The sequence below is a fragment of the Brevundimonas sp. GW821-FHT10A07 genome (genome assembly GCF_059415785.1).
In genome coordinates this window covers 123,730-139,043 of record NZ_JBWKNX010000006.1, presented here as the reverse complement: position 1 = coordinate 139,043, position 15,314 = coordinate 123,730, and the positions used below count along the sequence as shown (strand labels likewise).

The following is a 15,314-nucleotide window of genomic DNA, read 5'->3' as shown; positions in this document are numbered from 1 at the left end:
GTCATCGCTCAATTTCAGGTCCTTCATCCTCCATGCGTGAGCGCGACATTGCCTCCACGCGTTCGCTCCAATCCATCCCCGCCCAGCCGTTGGCGGGCCGCTCTTTGAGGTGGTCGCTCCAAGGCTGGCCCCCCCCCTTCGTTGGTTCGGGATCGCGGCCGTAGAGGTTGCGAAGGTCGTCGAGGATTCCTTGCCGTTCGGCTTTGGGACGTTGGAACCAGCCCTCGTCGATCAGCTTGGCGCGGGTGTCGTCCAGCACTTCGCGGGCGAAGCTGGCCAGGAGATTGGGACGCTCAGGGGGGGGGCGGCGCATGGCATGTTCCTTCTGTTCGGATCCGCAGCTAAGGGGATCGCGCGGGGCTGAGGATTGCCGCCTATTGCAGCCAATGATCTGCAATGCAGACTCAGGAGGATGCGGGGCAGAACAGGGGCATGGATCTCCTTCGCCCCTTTCGCTCGCGTCTCGGAACCACGACCGGAAAGCCTCCGGCGACGGCTTCCCGATTCATCAATGACCTCGACACGCCGCTGCTTTGGCTCAACAGCGAAGGCGATGCGCTACGGGTGAGGGACTTTTTCGAGGGCATCTTCGCCTTCGGTGCGACGGGGAGCGGGAAGTCGAGCGGCGTGGGCATCGCGCTGCTGATGGCCATGATGGGGGTGGGGTGGGGCGGCCTTATCCTCTGCGCCAAGCCGGGCGAGGCCGAGCGCTGCATCCGCGCCGCGCAGCAATGCGGCCGAGGCGACGATGTGATCATCATGCGGCCCGGCTCGGGCCGCCATTTCAACTTCATCGAACATGAGATGCGCCGCGCCGACGGGCTTGGCACGGACGTGTTCAACCTCGTGTCACTGATGATGGTGATGGTCGAGGCGATGCGTGTGGCGCTGAACCAGGCCCAGGAGGAGGGCGGGTTCTGGATTTCCGCCATGCGGGAATTGCTGGCGAACGCCATTGAGCCCCTGATCGCCGCCACCGGACGCTTCCGGCTCGATGAACTGATGCAGTTCATCACCACCGCACCTAACCGGCCTGAGGACATGCGCGATCCGAAATGGCGCGCGGGCTCCTATTGGTACTGGGCGATGGAGCAGGCGCATGATGCGACGCGCGGGCCGCCGATGAGTGAAGCCTCGCGCCGGGCGGTGCAGGATTACTGGTTTGGGAATTTCATCCGCCTCGATCCGAAGACGCGTAGCAACGTGGTGGCGACGCTGACGGCGACCATCAGCCCGTTCCTACGGGGCCATCTGCACGAGATGTTCTGCACCGACACGACGGTGGTGCCGGAACTGACGCATGAAGGCGCGATCATCATCGTGGACTGCCCGATCAAGACGATGGGCATCAACGGGGTGATGGCCGCGCTGGTGATGAAATATTGCTGGCAGCGGAGCGTCGAGGCGCGGCTGGTCGGCCCGCACACCCGGCCCGGCTTCCTCTACGTCGATGAATCGCAGCTGTTCAAATTGGCCTACGACTTGGAATTCCAAAGCACGGCGCGCAGCGCGATGGCGGCGACCATCTACCTGACCCAGAACCTGTCGAACTATTACGCCACCCAACCGGGGCGCGACCCGAAGGCCGCGACCGATGCCCTGCTTGGGAATTTCCAGACCAAGATTTTCCATACGAACACCGACGTGGCCACGAACCAGTACGCGGCCGATTTGATCGGCAAGGGCATCGTGCGGCGGGCGAGCGGCAACTGGTCGGAGAATGGTGGCTGGTCGCGTGGGGAGAATGACGGGACGACCTACAGCTACCAGCGCGGCAAGAATAAGGGGCACCAGTCGGGAAGCCAGAGCGGCGGCGGCGTGACCTATTCCGACACTGGCAGCGCCTCGTATTCGATCAATAGCGGCGGTAGCCATGGGCGGCAGGAGGGCGAAAGCAGCTCCTGGTCGCGTGGGCAGACGACGGGTACGAGCCGAGGCGAATCCGGCGGCTGGAACTCCGGCGGGGGCTGGTCGGAACAGATGGATTACCTGGTGCCGCCGTCCTTCTTCGCCTCCGGCCTGCGCAAGGGCGGGCCGGAGAACGGCTTTCTGGTGGACGGCGTGCTGGTGCAGGGCGGCCGCCGGTTTCGAGCGAGCGGCGGGCACTCGCTGTTCGTCACTTTCCAGCAATAGGAGCGATCAATGGGTCTTCTGCTGAACCGTGCCTTCATCCTGTTCGCGCTGTTGGGGGCTGGCTTGCTGGTCGCGCTGGGCGACGATGCCTGGACGGGGGCGAAGATCGCCCTGGCAGGTCTGGTCTATTGGAAGGTCGCGGGATGGGTACGCCGCTGGCGCGGCACGCGCCATCCGCGCGCCAAAATCGCCCGGTCCAAGACGGCGGACGTGGTGACGGTGATTGAACACCGCACGCAGTCGGATGGGGTAGGGGGCGCATTCGCGCGGCTGCATCCGGAGACGCGGGCGTGGTTGGAGAACGAGTTGCGAGCGCGGGGAGCCGCCTCTCAGGGTCGGCCCTCCAGGATGCGATAGTGACGTAGGAAGAGTTTGGGCGGGGGATAAGGCAGCGTGCCTTTTTGAAAGGTCTTCGTGTTGCCCTTCTGGAATAACCGCTTGGGTGCTGTCGCGAGGTTGGCAAAGCCTTCGAAATTGGGGGCGTCTATCCCATTCCATGATGCGTCCCCGCCCCTCAGGAGGTCGGCAACCGCCGTGGATTTCGTCGGCTCCACCAAAAGATAAGCCGTGACCTTTCCCGTGTGGCTTGAGGTGCGTGCCGGAAAGCCGGGCAACAAGCCGACATAGTCGGCCGCGATCTCAAAGGGCCCACCCGGATGCCAGTGGACCATCGTTTTGAGGTCTTGGTCCCAAATATAGTCCGACTGGGCGACGCCCTCGCGTGTGTCGGGATCGCGAACATAGAAAAGCCAGCCGCGCGCCGTGCGGTCGGTGACGGGCCGTGTGAGGGCCGCGATCATGGGGGCGCCGGCGCGAATGTTCATGACCGGCAGAGGGTCGGGATCAATCGGCGTTGCATTGTCGGGAATGCGGTAAAGGTCCGCGCTGGACGGATCGTAATCCGCGACCAGTAGTGCGTGATCGTGTTCGCGGTGCTGCTGCATGGTATGGATGGCGGCGGCGATGGCGCTATGGGCGCGGGCGAGCGCGGCGGGCGTCTGTTTGTCTAAGCCCTTGGCTAAGTGCTGGAAGAGCTCGTGGATTGGCTTTTCCCAATCCTCGTTGCGGATCAGGCCGGTCCCATCCGGCTCCGCGTCACTATTGCGGGGGAGAAGATTGCGGGCGATGCGCGCGTTGAACTCTTCCGTCAGCGCTGATTTTAGCCGCTCGGTGAATTCGATCTTTCCTGCCTTGAGGCGGGAGAGGTCAGAGCGGCGATCTTCCAGATCCTTTGGATAGAAGAGCGCATAGTTCAGGTGGTCGTCGGTGACGCCGTCGCCGCAAAGTGCTTTCATGCCCTCCAGCTTCAGCATGAGATCATAGACCGGCATTGTGTCCCCCATCCCGCACACCGGCGGTTGCGCTTGCCACGATTCAGCAGGCAAGCTGTGCTGGCAAGGGGGAGAATTCCATGGCGTTAGGCGTCGCGCTTCTAATCGGCAATGCGATGTATTTGGGACCGAGCTTTCCCCGTCTGCGGACACCGCCGAGCGATGTGGTCAATCTCGATATGCGGCTGCGGGAGCTTGGGTTCGAGACACTGGTTTGCGAGAACGCGACGGCGACTGAAATGGCGACGGCGTTTGGGCAGTTCAGCACTATGCTGGAGAGGTTGCCGCCTGGGGCGAACGCCTTTTTCTATTTCGCGGGGCATGGGCTGCAGCACGGCGGAGAGAATTACCTCGTGCCGATTGATGCCGTTGGGTCAGGCAAGGCAATCCTCTGGTCGTGCAAACGGCTCTCGGATTTGCTCGACGGACTTTGTTGGCGGGACGATCAGCAAAAGTGGTTTACCATCGACGCCTGCCGCACCAACGATCTGCCAAGTGATACGCGAAACGGCATCGTTGGCCTCGCCGGTGAATCGGTGAGGCGGTATGACCGGGTCAAGCAAACCACGGTCCTGCACGCCGCCGCGCCTGGGCATGCGGCGAACGACGGCAGCGCACATGGTTCAAGCCCCTTCTGCCGGGGCATCCTCGACGCCCTGGCAGATCCACACCGATCCCCACGGGAATTGTCGCTTCATGTCGCGGACTATGTGAGCCGGGCGACGCAGGAGATGCAGACGCCCTGGGAGACGAGTTGTGTGACCCGCTTGGCGCCTTTCGTGTCACCAGTCGGGAAGGACCCGATACAGAGCCGATTGCCTATGGCGTTGCCGCCTGTGTCTTTCTCTCCGGGGAATGACGCCGACCGTTATGTCTCGGAACGTGGGCACCTGATCCATAAGCTCAAGGCGAAGGATACGTCCGGTCGGTGGGCGTATTATTTCGTGTTGGTGGAGCCGGAACGAGAACCGGCTTTCATGGCTGCGATCGGTGGCGACGGAATCTTAGATATCGAGGACTTTGGGCGTGTCGTAGCCTCCTCTTATGGAGAAGCGCCTACTGAAGAGGTGCGCCAGTATCTGAGAGGACGGTATGGATTCAATGTGTGAGAGGTTTCATATTGTTAACGAAAACTTAACGACATGCGCGTTATAGTTGTCGGGTTGGTAGGGAGCTTTTATCGCACTTCGCCCCACAGTTTCTGACATTCCCGATGCTCGACGGGCCGTGCCCGGCGAGCCGGAGGGCGCCCTCCGCGCGGAGCTGCTGGAGCAGATCGGCGCGGCGCAGGCGGCGCTGGAGGCGCAGCTCGACCAGTTGCAGCACGCCGCCAGCCAGGGCGGCAGCACCGCCGCGCTGGTGATCGCTCAGAACCAGCTCAGCCGGTTGGGCGGATTGGGCCGCACGGTCGAGCATGCCAGAGGCGTCGGCCTCGCCAACGTGCGGGCCGAAGTCACGGCGATGATCGTCGCCGCCCAGGCGACGGTGCAACAGGCCCGCGCCGCCGCCGCTGGCGGACAGGCCGCCGAACTCGCGCTGCACGAGGCCCAGGCCGAAGCCCACCGCATCACCGGCGACTTCATGCGCGATTTCTACGAGCGGCGGATCTTCGACAAATATCTCAGCTTCACCTCGACCGAGGACGAGCGCGCCTATCGCGCGCGCGAGGAAGCGCGGCGCATCGAAATCGAGAAAGCCCGCGCCGAAGGAACGCCGGAAGGCGAGTTGCGGGCGTTGGACCTCCAGCGGGCCCAATTGCTCGACACTGGCGCCCATGGCGGGAAGGACAGCCCACGTTTCCAGGCGATGCTGGACGAAAACCAAGCGGCGCGCGACGCCCTCGCCAATGCGATGGAAACCTCGTCACCGAAGCAGACGCGATCCGACGATCTGCTTGCCCCAACCGAGGCCGCGCTGGTCTCGCCCGATTTGATCGAGGCGCTGCGTGCCACCGGCATGACCCTGGCCGATGCTGGACAGGGGCACGGGGTTTCCATCAATCAGGCGCGCGAATCCGGCACCGTGCGTTTGGCTTAGGCAGTCGGCATCAGCCCCAACGCTCGGCATGTTGCGACCGCCGACCGGAAATAGGCCGGATCACGGACCAGCGACGCTAGTTCTTGCTCTCGGGTGCGGCGAATGTCCGCCTCTAACCGATCCTCCGTATAGCCGAGCGCCAGGGCTGCGACGCGTGCGGCGTCATACGAAGCCCGCGCCCCTTCCGCGTAGCGACGGGCTCCGGCCGCGTCCCCGGCGTCCTGCCGAATACCTCGGGCATGGATGTTCGCCAGAAAGCACTTCCTGGACGCGGCGTAGGCTTCCGGTATCCGCGTCGAACGGGTGTTAGACGACGATTGGCCTATCGCTGGCCCAGTGCATAGGAATGCCACGGCCGCGATCATGACGATGAAGATGGGGGTGTTGCGAGGCATCACGCGATCAGCCCCATTCGAGGAAGCTGGTGCCGCGATCCGTCTGCACTTCGATTTTCTGGATGTTGCCGCAGAGCCAGAACACGACCGTGTAAGTGCTGCCGGGCGCGAGGGTACGATTGGGGTAGTTATTGCAGTTGCCGTTCTCAGCACTTCCGTTCGCGATGATCCGGTTGATCGTGAACGCTTCCGTGTCGGTGTTTTCGATGATGATGCCGCGTCCGAGTGTTCGGCTTGCATTCATTGAGGGGCCGCCACAGGCGGCGAGCAGCGCCAGTGGCAAAAATGCCCAGCCACGGCGTAGCACATGCGAGGCGCGCCCCCGCGCTCGTTGCCGATCCAACATTATTGCTTTCCCCGCCGCTCACCATGAGCGGTAGGGAAAGCGTAACATTAGTGGGAATTCGGTTGCGGATAGTGCATTGTTTTGACAAGCGTATTGTCCAAATGAAGCCGAACGGAACAGGACGGAGCGCCCCTCTAAAAACCCCACGCAAACCCAGCGTCCGCGCCGGTTTTTCACTGTGTTGGGGTTGCGACGTTATTCCCACAACGGTTGCAGCCGCCCGGCCCCGGCGGCGGGCATGAGGGCCGCGCCCGACGCAGGATCGCTCCGCGATCATCACGGCCAGCGCAAATACCTGTGCGGGAGTGAGCCGCGCCGGTTCCTCGCCGCCGCCGCCCGCATGGATGCGGAAAGCGGCGCGCTCTGCCGGTTGTTGGCCTTCACTGGTTGCCGCGTCAGCGAGGCCTTGCAACTCTGCCCCGAGCGGCTCGATGTCGAGGCGGGGCGCATCGTGTTCCGCACCCTGAAACGGCGCAAGCTGGCCTTCCGCGCCGTGCCGGTGCCTGCCGAGCTGATGTGCGAGCTCCGCCGCCTGGCGCGCGGCAAGCGGCCCGACGAGCCGCTTTGGCCCTGGTGCCGCCAGACCGCCTGGCGTCGGGTGCGCCGCGCCATGGCCGAGGCCGGGATCACCGGCGTGCATGCCAGCCCCAAAGGCCTCCGCCACACGTTCGGCGTCCAGAACGCCGAGCACAACATCCCCATGCCGCTCACCCGCGACTGGATGGGCCATGCCCGCATCGACACCACCGCCATCTACCAGCACGCCGTCGGCCGCGAAGAGCGTAGCTTCGCGCGGCGGCTGTGGCGGGGGTATGGGGAGGAATAAGGCGGGTGCGAGAGGCTAAGTCGCGCTATTTGGAATAACGACGGTATTGACTCGTTTCCATTTCCTGCCAACGCTGGGTTGTTGGGATGGAGCGGGACTAATGAAGCGGATAAGCGCGGCCATAGGAGCGTTGCTGATCTTGGCACTGGGGGCTTGCGAGTCCCTGCCAATCCACGGACGACGAAGCGTCACGTCCATGAAAGTCGACAAGGCGAATACCGCAGCGACGTTGTTCATCTGGTCGAACGACGTGAATGCGGGGATCGTAACTCACGACATGGAAATCTGCATGCAACGCGCCATGACAGCGCGTGGCATGAGCGCCAGTGCCGGGGCACAAGCGCCAGAAGCCATCTTGAATTTTAGCAAGGCGGCCGCTGCTGCGGCGGAAAACACCTCATCGGATACAGCCGCCCTTGAGATATCAGCGGCTATCGCCCAATCGGTCACAGCGCTATCGACGACGAGCGAACGCACAGCATTTCTGGATATTGGCATGTTCTATCTGTGCCAACTTGCGGCAAATGATACGATCACTGAGGCCGACACGGTTAAGTTGACCCTTCAGCTCTTCACATCGGCGGCGGGGATGGCACCCGCTGGGACTGTGCCGCGCGTGGATGCCCCTTCGGTCGAACGCGAAGGCAGTTCGAGTCAGTAGCAGGGGCCGAAAGCTGTGGCGTAAACGGTGAATGAGGGCCCGGCACAACGCCTCGCAATGGTCGAGGCATCCGGTCTCATGAACGGTTGGCTCACCGGCATCTCGCCGGGGGAGCGAAGCGATGAATCTGTTTGAGAATGTGCCTTGGGAAGAGGTGGCGGCCAATCTGCGGGAGCAGGCTGACGCACAATCCGGCGTGAAAGGCGCGTTGATCGGGGCCGGTCTTGGGGTGGTCACGGCGACGGCGGCCATGAAAGCCGCTGGGCGGAAGCCAACGGTCGCGCTGCTGCTGACCGGTGCGGCAGTCGGCATCGCCTATGGCGCTGCGGATAGGAAGGCGATCCGGGGCGAGTGAGGTCTGGTTTCCTCGGGCCCGTGCGGATGCGTGGTTCGGATTCGGAGAGTGGACGGGGCGGCATGGATGCAAGGCGCTCGCTTCCGCGCCCCAAGGGCGGGGCTTGTGCAGCGTCGCCCGCTCGCGAGCGGCTGCGGCCTGTGCATCCGATGCCTGTCACCCGTTCGGGGGGTCCTCATCCCACGCATTCCGCGCGGGGCCACAAAGGAGGAAACCATGACCTATCAGGACATCGCCCTAATGATCACCGCCTTCGCCCAACTGGTGGCGGCGATTGCCACGGTGGTTGGCGTGATCCGGGAGGGGCCGTGAGGCGGTGCGATCTCAGTGCCCAAGGATCGTCTGCATTCGCGCCTGAAGGGCCGTAGTGAGCACTGCGCGCCCCTCGGCGTTGTTCAGATAGCGGATGTATCGAAGGTGCCGGAGGTCGAAGGGAATATCCTGTTCATTTTGCGTGATGAGGATCACTTCACGTCCGAGTGTGTGAGCAATGCCTGCCTCGTAAAAGACGTTGGGGTTGCGACCAGTGCAGTCGCAGATCACGATGCGTGAGCGGTCGATCAGAGCGACGACATCCTGAATGATCGCCGCATTTTCCCATATGTCGTCGGCGCGCCGGCATCGCAGACCCGCGTCAGCGGAGGCTTGCTGAATGCTGGCGTAGACATCGGTGAAGCCCGCATCAAAGGGCATCATGGCGGAGGCCAGGGCCGGTTCGATGTTCTCGTGTTCGGCTATATGAAAGACTGTCGGCCGTTGACGGCGTGGACGGACGTTTCCGAGCAGGAAGCGGTAGAGGTCGACATCCTTCACCGCCCAGTGATTGCGGGAAAACTCAGCATTGCTTGCCATGTCGAGCGCCATTCGGTTGGCGTAGATCATGCTGTTTTGGAGCGGGGGGACGTCCGCATTGAGTGTGTATTCGATGGCAATCTCCGCGCCAGTCCGTCTCGCTCGGTTGATCTGGCCAACGCGAGCAATTTCGTCGCCCCGACCCTCTTGCATGAACAGGCAAGGAAGGGCCGAAAGGCGATCCAAAAGTGGTCCGCGGTCCTGGCGGAACTGGTCGGCGATGTGGGCGTCCGTATGTTCGAACATGCGGCTGTTGGAGACGGAGGTGTGCCCGTTGTTTTCCCATTCTACGGAAAACATGATGAGATTGAACATCTAGGTCAGCGCAAACACAGAGGTGTGCCCAACCGCTTCGCGGCTCGGGCGAATGACGATCTCGACATCCTGTTCCAGCGCATTCAGGAAGCTCATCAGTTTTTCGACCGAGAAATGATCGAGCCGATAGTTGGCGAGCGCCGACACTTTGGATTGAGGGATGCGTAGAATGACCGCTGAATCCGTCTGCTTGAGGCGGCGTTCTTTCAGCAAAGCGTTCACGGCCATCGCCAGCCGCGTCTTCGTTTGACGCTCGGAGGCGTCTGGGAGGCCCAGATCGGCGAAGACGTTGCCGGTGCCTTCGGTGATGTCATTTGCCACGTTTGCCTGCCTTGCCCTTCGTGGGCTGTTGGTAGTTGCTCTCATAGTGCTCGCGGGCGCGTTTCAGGCGCTCACTCACCAAGTCGATGTCCGTCTGCGCCGTACGGATGCCCGACGGCGACTTCTTCTGAAAGACGTGGAGCACATAGACCACGCCCTCGAAGCGGACGGTGTAGATGCCGCGATAGGCATTGCCCTCGAAGCTCTCCACGATTTCAAACACGCCCGCGCCTTCGCCCTTCCAAGGCTTGGCATGGGGATGCTTGCCTCCCAACTGAGCCACGCCCAGTGCGTAGCCCATATCGCTCACCACTTCCTGCGGCAGCGCCAGCAGGTCAGATTTGGAAGATCCGATCCAATGAACGGGCTTCTCGTTGGTAGGTGGAAGACGGACCATACAACCTTATTTATACCCAATATGGTATAACTTGGCAAGGGAATAGCTGAGTGACTGCTCAATCCCTTGCAACGGACAGGCCCGCGCCTGGGTCGTAGCTCGACGGGACGGCGCTCATGCCGTGCTGTCGGAACCGGATGCATGCAGGATCGGATCACCTACCGGGTCAATGAAGTGCTGGCCCTGACGGGGCTGAGCCGTTCGACGCTTTACCGGCTGGTCGCGCAAGGCGAACTACCGCTGGTGAAGGTGTGCGGGCGGACGTTGATCGCGCGCGACGATCTGGAAGCGATGGTGCAGCGGATGCGGCAGTCGCCGCCGCCGGTTTCGGCGGGGCGGCCTTCCGGCAAAAATCGGCCCATGCCTGCATGAGTGTTTGGCGCTTGGCGAAGGCGTCGGATCGGCGGTAAGCGCGCTCCAAGGCATTGCCGATGGTGTGAGCCAGGGCGGCTTCGATCAGCTCGCGCGGGAACTCGGTGCAATCGCCCGCCCCATCGCGGAACGTCGAGCGGAAGCCGTGGACGGTGCAGTCCTCCACCCCCATGCGGCGAAGCAGCATCAGCATGGACATCTGCGAGAGGGGGCGGCGGCCGTTCTGGCTGGGGAACACCCAGCCATCCTTGGCGGTGCGCAGCAGCGGGCGCACGTCGGCCAGCACCGCAAGGGCGGTGGGCGTCAGCGGGACGCGGTGTTCGACGCGGGCCTTCATGCGCTCGGCGGGCACGATCCAGATCCCGGCTTCCAAATCGATTTCGGACCAGCGCGCGTTGAGGCTTTCGCCGGTGCGCGCGGCGGTGAGGATGGTGAACTCCAACGCGCGGGCGGCGACGGCGGGGCGGTCGCGTAGCGCCGCCATGAACGCCGCCAGCTGCTCCATGGGCATCGCGGCATGGTGCCCGCGCACGAGGCGCTTGTTCTTCGGCAACAGCACATCCAGGTGCCCGCGCCAGCGGGCGGGGTTTTCGCCGGTACGCAATCCCCTGGCCTTGGCCGCATCCAGCACCCGCTCAATCCGCCCACGCAAGCGAGAGGCGGTGACGGGGGTGCGCTTCCAGACCGGACGCAGCACGGCCAGCACGTCGTCGGTGGTGATCTCATCGACGGGGAGGGGCTGCAACGGCTTCGCCGCCACCGTGAGCGACGTGCGCCATTGCGCATGGTGCTTCGGATTGGTCAGCGACAGTTCCAATCCCGCCAGCACCTCGTCGGCGACTTCGCCGAAGGTGACGACGCGGTGCACGGTTTGGCGCGCGGCGATGGGATCGACCCCCGACGCCACCATGCGGCGGGCGTCGAGCGCTGCATCGCGCGCGGCGGCGAGGGAGACGAGCTGCGTGCTGCCGAACCCCATTTCCCGGCGCTTGCCGCGCCATTGGAAGACGAAGACCCAGCGCTTGGCCAGGCTCGGATCGACATGCAGATAGAGGCCGCCGCCATCGGCGTGACGGCCGGGCTTTTTGGCGGCGGCGACGGTGCGTGCGGAGAGGCGATTGGTAGGTCGGGACATCCGGTTTTCCTTTTGTCCGTCGAACCTTTCCCGTCCTAAACGCCATCCTCAAACAGGCGTGAGATCGGGAGAGACGCGGGGACACAAGCTGAAGAAGGAGGCTGAAATTACTCAGCTACGACAACAGCTTGGAGGATAGCCTGCGATTGCCAGACATTGCAGAGCGGCGGACTCCGTCTCCGCCATCTTCCTAAATCCAATGAAAACAACCGCCTCGGCAGAATAGGGGTCGGTTGTGTGACGCCCTTGCCGTTCAAGGTGGCTCTGCTAGGAATCGGCGCACATGACTTTTAGCGCTCGACAAATCTGCGGCGCACCGTTCACACCGCAAACGCTTCCCTCCGCGTATTCATTTACGGACAGCCGCCCGTAGAACTCTCCCTGGCGGTCGACTAGCACTGGCGCATTTGTTCCGAACTGGTTGCACGCTGAGTTCGGGCCGTAGGGATTGGCATGTTCTCCAAACCTATTCCACGTCCCAAACTTGTTTTCCCAACCGTGGCGACTGTACTGGTTCCACACAGAATCCTGAGTGAACTCGCCACAGGTCAGGCAGCCCAAGAAACGATCCTGCGACCCTCCGCCCATGATGATTATCTCGCGCGACTGGGAGCCTGCTGTGGAAGCAATCAACGTCGCAAATGCAATCAGCAAAGCCGTCGTTCTCATTCACTCGCTCCATAGGCCCATCACGGGCGATCTTTGTAACCGAGAGCTGTGAATAATGCGCGGATGATGCGCGCGCGACGTTATAGGCGCCCCGGCACGGCAGTTCACACCAACTTGCAGCACCCCACACCCCCGCCTAGGCTCAACCCCTTCGCCGCAAGGCGGCGTCTTCGGAGCCTTCGCATGTCTGACGCCTCGCTGATCCTGTCCCGGCGCGATCTGGATTTCATTCTGTACGAATGGCTGGAGGTCGAGCGGCTGACGCAGCGGGCGCGGTTTGCGGATCATGACCGGGTGTCGTTCGACGGGGTGATGGACACCTGCGCCCAGCTTGCGGCGGATATGTTCGCCCCGCACAATCGCAAGGCCGATCAGAACGAGCCGACGTTCGACGGCGAGCGGGTGACGATGATCCCGGAAGTCGCCCAGGCCCTGGCGGCGTTCCGCGAGGCCGGGCTGTTTTCGGCGTCCCAGGACTATGATCTGGGCGGGCTGCAACTGCCCAATGTGATCGAGCGCGCCGGTTTCGCCTGGTTCCAGGCCGCCAATGTTGGCACGGCCGCCTATCCGTTCCTGACGATTGGGGCGGCCAATCTGCTGAAGACCCACGGCACGGCCGCGCAGGTCGACGCCTATGTGCGGCCGATGCTGGAGGGACGGTTCTTCGGCACCATGTGCCTGTCGGAGCCGCAGGCGGGATCGTCGCTGGGCGACATTCGCACCCGCGCGGTTGCGCAGGCCGACGGCAGCTATCGGCTGTTCGGGTCGAAGATGTGGATTTCGGGCGGGGATCACGACCTGTCCGAAACCATCGTCCATATGGTGCTGGCGCGGATGGACGGTGCGCCGGCGGGGGTGAAGGGGATCTCGCTGTTCGTGGTTCCCAAACACCTGCTGGACGAGAGCGGCGCGCCGGGCGAGCGCAACGACGTTGTTCTGGCCGGGCTGAACCACAAGATGGGCTATCGCGGCACGACCAACACCCTGCTGAACTTCGGTGAAGGCCGGCATGCGCCGGGCGGGCAGGGGGGCGCGGTCGGCTGGCTGGTCGGGGCGCCGAACCAGGGGCTGGCCGCCATGTTCCACATGATGAACGAGGCGCGGATCGGCGTCGGGGCCGGCGCGGCGGCCCTGGGATACACCGGCTATCTGCACGCCCTGGACTATGCGCGCGGGCGGCCGCAGGGACGGCCCCTGTCGGCCAAGGATCCCGCCAGTCCGCCCGTGCCGATCATCCAGCACGCGGACGTGCGCCGCATGCTGCTGGCGCAGAAAGCCTACGCCGAGGGGGCGCTGGGGCTGAACCTGTATTGCGCGCGGCTGACCGACGACCAGACGACGGCCGAGGACGCGGCCGAACGGGACCGGGCCGGGCGCCTGCTGGACATGCTGACGCCGATCGCCAAGAGCTGGCCGTCGCAATGGTGCCTGGAGGGCAACAGCCTGGCGATCCAGGTGCTGGGCGGCTACGGCTATACCCGCGACTATCCGGTCGAGCAGTTCTATCGCGACAACCGGCTGAACCCGATCCACGAGGGCACGCACGGGATCCAGGGACTGGACCTGCTGGGTCGCAAGGCGATCATGGACGGCGGCTCGGGGCTGAAGCTGCTGGGCGAGACGGTGATGGCCACCGTGGCGCGGGCGTCGGCCGATCCTGAGCTGAACCCCTATGGCGAGGCCCTGGCCCAGGCCATGGAGCGGATCGGCGCGGCGACAGCGACGGTGTGGCGGGACGGCGACCCGGAGCGGGCCCTGGCCAACGCCTCGACCTATCTGGAGGCCGTGGGCCATGCGGTGCTGGCCTGGATCTGGCTGGAGCAGGCGCTGGCGGCGGCGGGCAAGACCGGCGACTTCTACGACGGCAAGCGCCAGGCCGCGCGCTACTTCTTCCGCTGGGAACTGCCCAAGATCGGACCGATGCTGGACCTGCTGGTCAGCAAGGACGACACGACGCTGGCGATGCAGGACCGGTGGTTCTGATCAGGCGGCGGGTTGAGCGTCAGTCGCGGATGAAGTGGGGCACGAAGCGCGAGGTGTTGCGGGTGATGCGTCCCTGATCCTCGCGCAGGCTGATGCCGGCCGGTTCTTCGCCGACGACCCAGGAGCCGACGATGACATAGTTGTCGTCGAAACGCGGCGGATTGTGCAGGGCCTGACGGATGTAGCGGCCCTCGCCGTAACCGCCGTCCACCACCTCGGCGGCGCTGAGGCCCTGATCGATCAGTTCGACATTGTCGCCTTCGCGCGAGAACAGGGGCTTGCGGACATAGGAGGTCCCCAGGGCCGTCGCCTTAGGGTCGCCCTCGAAATAGGATTCCAGCAGATTGGGGTGGCCGGGGTGGCGTTCCCACAGCAGGGGCAGGATGGCCTTGTTGGACAACAGGCTCTTCCACGCCGGTTCCAGCACCGTGACCTCGGCGGTCGGCAGGGGGGCGGCGTAGTCGTCGCGCAGCATCTGTTCCCACGGATAGAGCTTGAACATCGCCTGGATGATCCAGTTCTCGTGGTCCACGAACCGGCCCTCTTCGTTCAGGCCGATCTGATCGATAGCGACGAACTGGGGGTCAAGCCCGGCCTGGCGCGCGAGATCCTCGAGGAAGCGCACGGTCTGGCGATCCTCGACGAAGTCGGCGTCCGAGCTGAAGTGGAGAAAGCCGCCGTCCGGGAAGATGGCGCGAAACCGGTCGACCAGCTTCTCGTGCAGGCTGTTGAACTGGTCGGCGTCTGCGGGCAGGACGCCGGCGGCGATCTGGTCCTCCAGCCACAGCCATTGGAACACCGCCGTCTCATAGATGCTGGTCGGGGTGTCGGCGTTGTATTCGTAGAGCTTTGCCGGACCCGCGCCGTCATAGGCGAAGTCGAACCGGCCATAGAGGGACGGCTCCTGCCGTTTCCAGCTTTCGGCGACATAGTCCCGCATCGGCTCGGGAATATCGAGCTGCTCCATCAGGCGCTCCGACTGGACCGCCTCATTGACGAGGTCCAGGCAGAGGCCGTGCAGTTCGGCGGTCGGCGCCTCGATCCCGTCCTCGATCTCGGCCAGCGAGAAGGCGTAGGCCGCCGTCTCGTCCCAATAGGGTTTGCCGTCGGTATGGCGCCAGGTGAAGCCGAGTTCCTCGGCCTTGGCGTCCCAGTCGGTTCGGGGTTCGAGGCGCAGACGCTCCAT

General features: G+C 63.9%; 17 protein-coding genes and 1 pseudogene. 9 read left to right on the top strand and 9 right to left on the bottom strand.

Annotated elements, in window-relative coordinates; genetic code table 11:
• Position 1 precedes the first annotated feature (1 nt).
• Positions 2 to 313: a hypothetical protein gene (locus tag AC07NC_RS06920; RefSeq protein WP_494569036.1), complete on the bottom strand. Its 312-nt coding sequence runs from the start codon at positions 311 to 313 to the stop codon at positions 2 to 4.
• A 119-nt stretch (positions 314 to 432) separates the two neighbouring features.
• On the opposite strand from AC07NC_RS06920, the gene AC07NC_RS06915 reads away from it, so the two are divergent.
• Complete coding sequence (locus tag AC07NC_RS06915; RefSeq protein ID WP_494569035.1) at positions 433 to 2,133, top strand: type IV secretory system conjugative DNA transfer family protein; 1,701 nt, start codon at positions 433 to 435, stop codon at positions 2,131 to 2,133.
• 9 nt (positions 2,134 to 2,142) lie between these two features.
• Positions 2,143 to 2,490 (top strand): hypothetical protein, encoded by a 348-nt coding sequence (locus tag AC07NC_RS06910; protein WP_494569034.1) that lies wholly within the window; start codon positions 2,143 to 2,145, stop codon positions 2,488 to 2,490.
• Here AC07NC_RS06910 and AC07NC_RS06905 read toward each other — a convergent pair.
• Positions 2,463 to 3,464, bottom strand: coding sequence for a hypothetical protein (locus AC07NC_RS06905; RefSeq protein ID WP_494569033.1), 1,002 nt, complete (start codon positions 3,462 to 3,464; stop codon positions 2,463 to 2,465). The two genes, AC07NC_RS06910 and AC07NC_RS06905, sit on opposite strands and share 28 nt — an antisense overlap.
• An 80-nt stretch (positions 3,465 to 3,544) precedes the next feature.
• Here AC07NC_RS06905 and AC07NC_RS06900 point away from each other — a divergent pair, with 80 nt between their 5' ends.
• The gene (locus AC07NC_RS06900; protein ID WP_494569032.1) at positions 3,545 to 4,573 is read left to right on the top strand and encodes a caspase family protein; all 1,029 of its coding nucleotides are present in this window, start codon (positions 3,545 to 3,547) and stop codon (positions 4,571 to 4,573) included.
• A gap of 118 nt (positions 4,574 to 4,691) precedes the next feature.
• Complete coding sequence (locus AC07NC_RS06895) at positions 4,692 to 5,501, top strand: hypothetical protein (protein ID WP_494569031.1); 810 nt, start codon at positions 4,692 to 4,694, stop codon at positions 5,499 to 5,501.
• 402 nt (positions 5,502 to 5,903) lie between these two features.
• On the opposite strand, the gene AC07NC_RS06890 is transcribed toward AC07NC_RS06895, so the two are convergent.
• Positions 5,904 to 6,242 (bottom strand): hypothetical protein, encoded by a 339-nt coding sequence (locus AC07NC_RS06890; RefSeq protein ID WP_494569030.1) that lies wholly within the window; start codon positions 6,240 to 6,242, stop codon positions 5,904 to 5,906.
• 238 nt (positions 6,243 to 6,480) lie between these two features.
• Here AC07NC_RS06890 and AC07NC_RS06885 point away from each other — a divergent pair, with 238 nt between their 5' ends.
• The 3 genes from AC07NC_RS06885 to AC07NC_RS06875 all read left to right on the top strand — a co-directional run bounded on the left by AC07NC_RS06885 (position 6,481) and on the right by AC07NC_RS06875 (position 8,084).
• A complete protein-coding gene (locus AC07NC_RS06885; protein ID WP_494569029.1) occupies positions 6,481 to 7,068 on the top strand; it encodes a tyrosine-type recombinase/integrase in 588 nt (195 codons plus the stop codon).
• Between the two features lie 196 nt (positions 7,069 to 7,264).
• Complete coding sequence (locus tag AC07NC_RS06880; protein WP_494569028.1) at positions 7,265 to 7,729, top strand: hypothetical protein; 465 nt, start codon at positions 7,265 to 7,267, stop codon at positions 7,727 to 7,729.
• A 121-nt stretch (positions 7,730 to 7,850) separates the two neighbouring features.
• Positions 7,851 to 8,084, top strand: coding sequence for a hypothetical protein (locus AC07NC_RS06875; RefSeq protein ID WP_299172022.1), 234 nt, complete (start codon positions 7,851 to 7,853; stop codon positions 8,082 to 8,084).
• A 324-nt stretch (positions 8,085 to 8,408) separates the two neighbouring features.
• On the opposite strand, the gene AC07NC_RS06870 is transcribed toward AC07NC_RS06875, so the two are convergent.
• The 3 genes from AC07NC_RS06870 to AC07NC_RS06860 are packed head-to-tail and all read right to left on the bottom strand — an operon-like array spanning position 8,409 to position 9,969.
• Positions 8,409 to 9,251 carry a hypothetical protein gene (locus tag AC07NC_RS06870; RefSeq protein ID WP_494569027.1) on the bottom strand — a complete coding sequence of 281 codons (843 nt, stop codon included), beginning with the start codon at positions 9,249 to 9,251 and terminating at the stop codon, positions 8,409 to 8,411.
• On the bottom strand, positions 9,252 to 9,572 hold the full coding sequence (locus tag AC07NC_RS06865) for a helix-turn-helix domain-containing protein (protein ID WP_494569026.1): 321 nt from the start codon (positions 9,570 to 9,572) through the stop codon (positions 9,252 to 9,254).
• The gene (locus AC07NC_RS06860; RefSeq protein ID WP_494569025.1) at positions 9,562 to 9,969 is read right to left on the bottom strand and encodes a type II toxin-antitoxin system RelE/ParE family toxin; all 408 of its coding nucleotides are present in this window, start codon (positions 9,967 to 9,969) and stop codon (positions 9,562 to 9,564) included. The genes AC07NC_RS06865 and AC07NC_RS06860 overlap by 11 nt, the downstream gene beginning before the upstream one ends.
• 141 nt (positions 9,970 to 10,110) lie before the next feature.
• On the opposite strand from AC07NC_RS06860, the gene AC07NC_RS06855 reads away from it, so the two are divergent.
• Positions 10,111 to 10,341, top strand: coding sequence for a helix-turn-helix domain-containing protein (locus AC07NC_RS06855; protein ID WP_299172011.1), 231 nt, complete (start codon positions 10,111 to 10,113; stop codon positions 10,339 to 10,341).
• A 136-nt stretch (positions 10,342 to 10,477) separates the two neighbouring features.
• Here the strand turns inward: AC07NC_RS06855 and AC07NC_RS06850 are convergent.
• Positions 10,478 to 11,476 (bottom strand): annotated as a pseudogene (locus AC07NC_RS06850) (tyrosine-type recombinase/integrase); the annotation flags it as partial.
• A gap of 267 nt (positions 11,477 to 11,743) precedes the next feature.
• Positions 11,744 to 12,145, bottom strand: coding sequence for a hypothetical protein (locus AC07NC_RS06845; RefSeq protein WP_494569024.1), 402 nt, complete (start codon positions 12,143 to 12,145; stop codon positions 11,744 to 11,746).
• A 183-nt stretch (positions 12,146 to 12,328) separates the two neighbouring features.
• Between AC07NC_RS06845 and AC07NC_RS06840 the strand changes: the two genes are divergently transcribed.
• Complete coding sequence (locus AC07NC_RS06840) at positions 12,329 to 14,128, top strand: acyl-CoA dehydrogenase (RefSeq protein ID WP_494569023.1); 1,800 nt, start codon at positions 12,329 to 12,331, stop codon at positions 14,126 to 14,128.
• 19 nt (positions 14,129 to 14,147) lie between these two features.
• Here the strand turns inward: AC07NC_RS06840 and AC07NC_RS06835 are convergent, their stop codons facing one another.
• Entirely contained in the window at positions 14,148 to 15,314 is a 1,167-nt protein-coding gene (locus AC07NC_RS06835; RefSeq protein ID WP_494569022.1) for a glutathionylspermidine synthase family protein, read from the bottom strand.

Coding starts and splice junctions, on each gene's coding strand:
- AC07NC_RS06920 (WP_494569036.1), bottom strand. CDS start 313: ATGCGCCGCCCCCCCCCTGAGCGTCCCAATCTCCTGGCCAGCTTCGCC.
- AC07NC_RS06915 (WP_494569035.1), top strand. CDS start 433: ATGGATCTCCTTCGCCCCTTTCGCTCGCGTCTCGGAACCACGACCGGA.
- AC07NC_RS06910 (WP_494569034.1), top strand. CDS start 2,143: ATGGGTCTTCTGCTGAACCGTGCCTTCATCCTGTTCGCGCTGTTGGGG.
- AC07NC_RS06905 (WP_494569033.1), bottom strand. CDS start 3,464: ATGCCGGTCTATGATCTCATGCTGAAGCTGGAGGGCATGAAAGCACTT.
- AC07NC_RS06900 (WP_494569032.1), top strand. CDS start 3,545: ATGGCGTTAGGCGTCGCGCTTCTAATCGGCAATGCGATGTATTTGGGA.
- AC07NC_RS06890 (WP_494569030.1), bottom strand. CDS start 6,242: ATGTTGGATCGGCAACGAGCGCGGGGGCGCGCCTCGCATGTGCTACGC.
- AC07NC_RS06885 (WP_494569029.1), top strand. CDS start 6,481: ATGAGGGCCGCGCCCGACGCAGGATCGCTCCGCGATCATCACGGCCAG.
- AC07NC_RS06880 (WP_494569028.1), top strand. CDS start 7,265: ATGAAAGTCGACAAGGCGAATACCGCAGCGACGTTGTTCATCTGGTCG.
- AC07NC_RS06875 (WP_299172022.1), top strand. CDS start 7,851: ATGAATCTGTTTGAGAATGTGCCTTGGGAAGAGGTGGCGGCCAATCTG.
- AC07NC_RS06870 (WP_494569027.1), bottom strand. CDS start 9,251: ATGTTCAATCTCATCATGTTTTCCGTAGAATGGGAAAACAACGGGCAC.
- AC07NC_RS06860 (WP_494569025.1), bottom strand. CDS start 9,969: ATGGTCCGTCTTCCACCTACCAACGAGAAGCCCGTTCATTGGATCGGA.
- AC07NC_RS06855 (WP_299172011.1), top strand. CDS start 10,111: ATGCAGGATCGGATCACCTACCGGGTCAATGAAGTGCTGGCCCTGACG.
- AC07NC_RS06845 (WP_494569024.1), bottom strand. CDS start 12,145: ATGAGAACGACGGCTTTGCTGATTGCATTTGCGACGTTGATTGCTTCC.
- AC07NC_RS06840 (WP_494569023.1), top strand. CDS start 12,329: ATGTCTGACGCCTCGCTGATCCTGTCCCGGCGCGATCTGGATTTCATT.
- AC07NC_RS06835 (WP_494569022.1), bottom strand. CDS start 15,314: ATGGAGCGTCTGCGCCTCGAACCCCGAACCGACTGGGACGCCAAGGCC.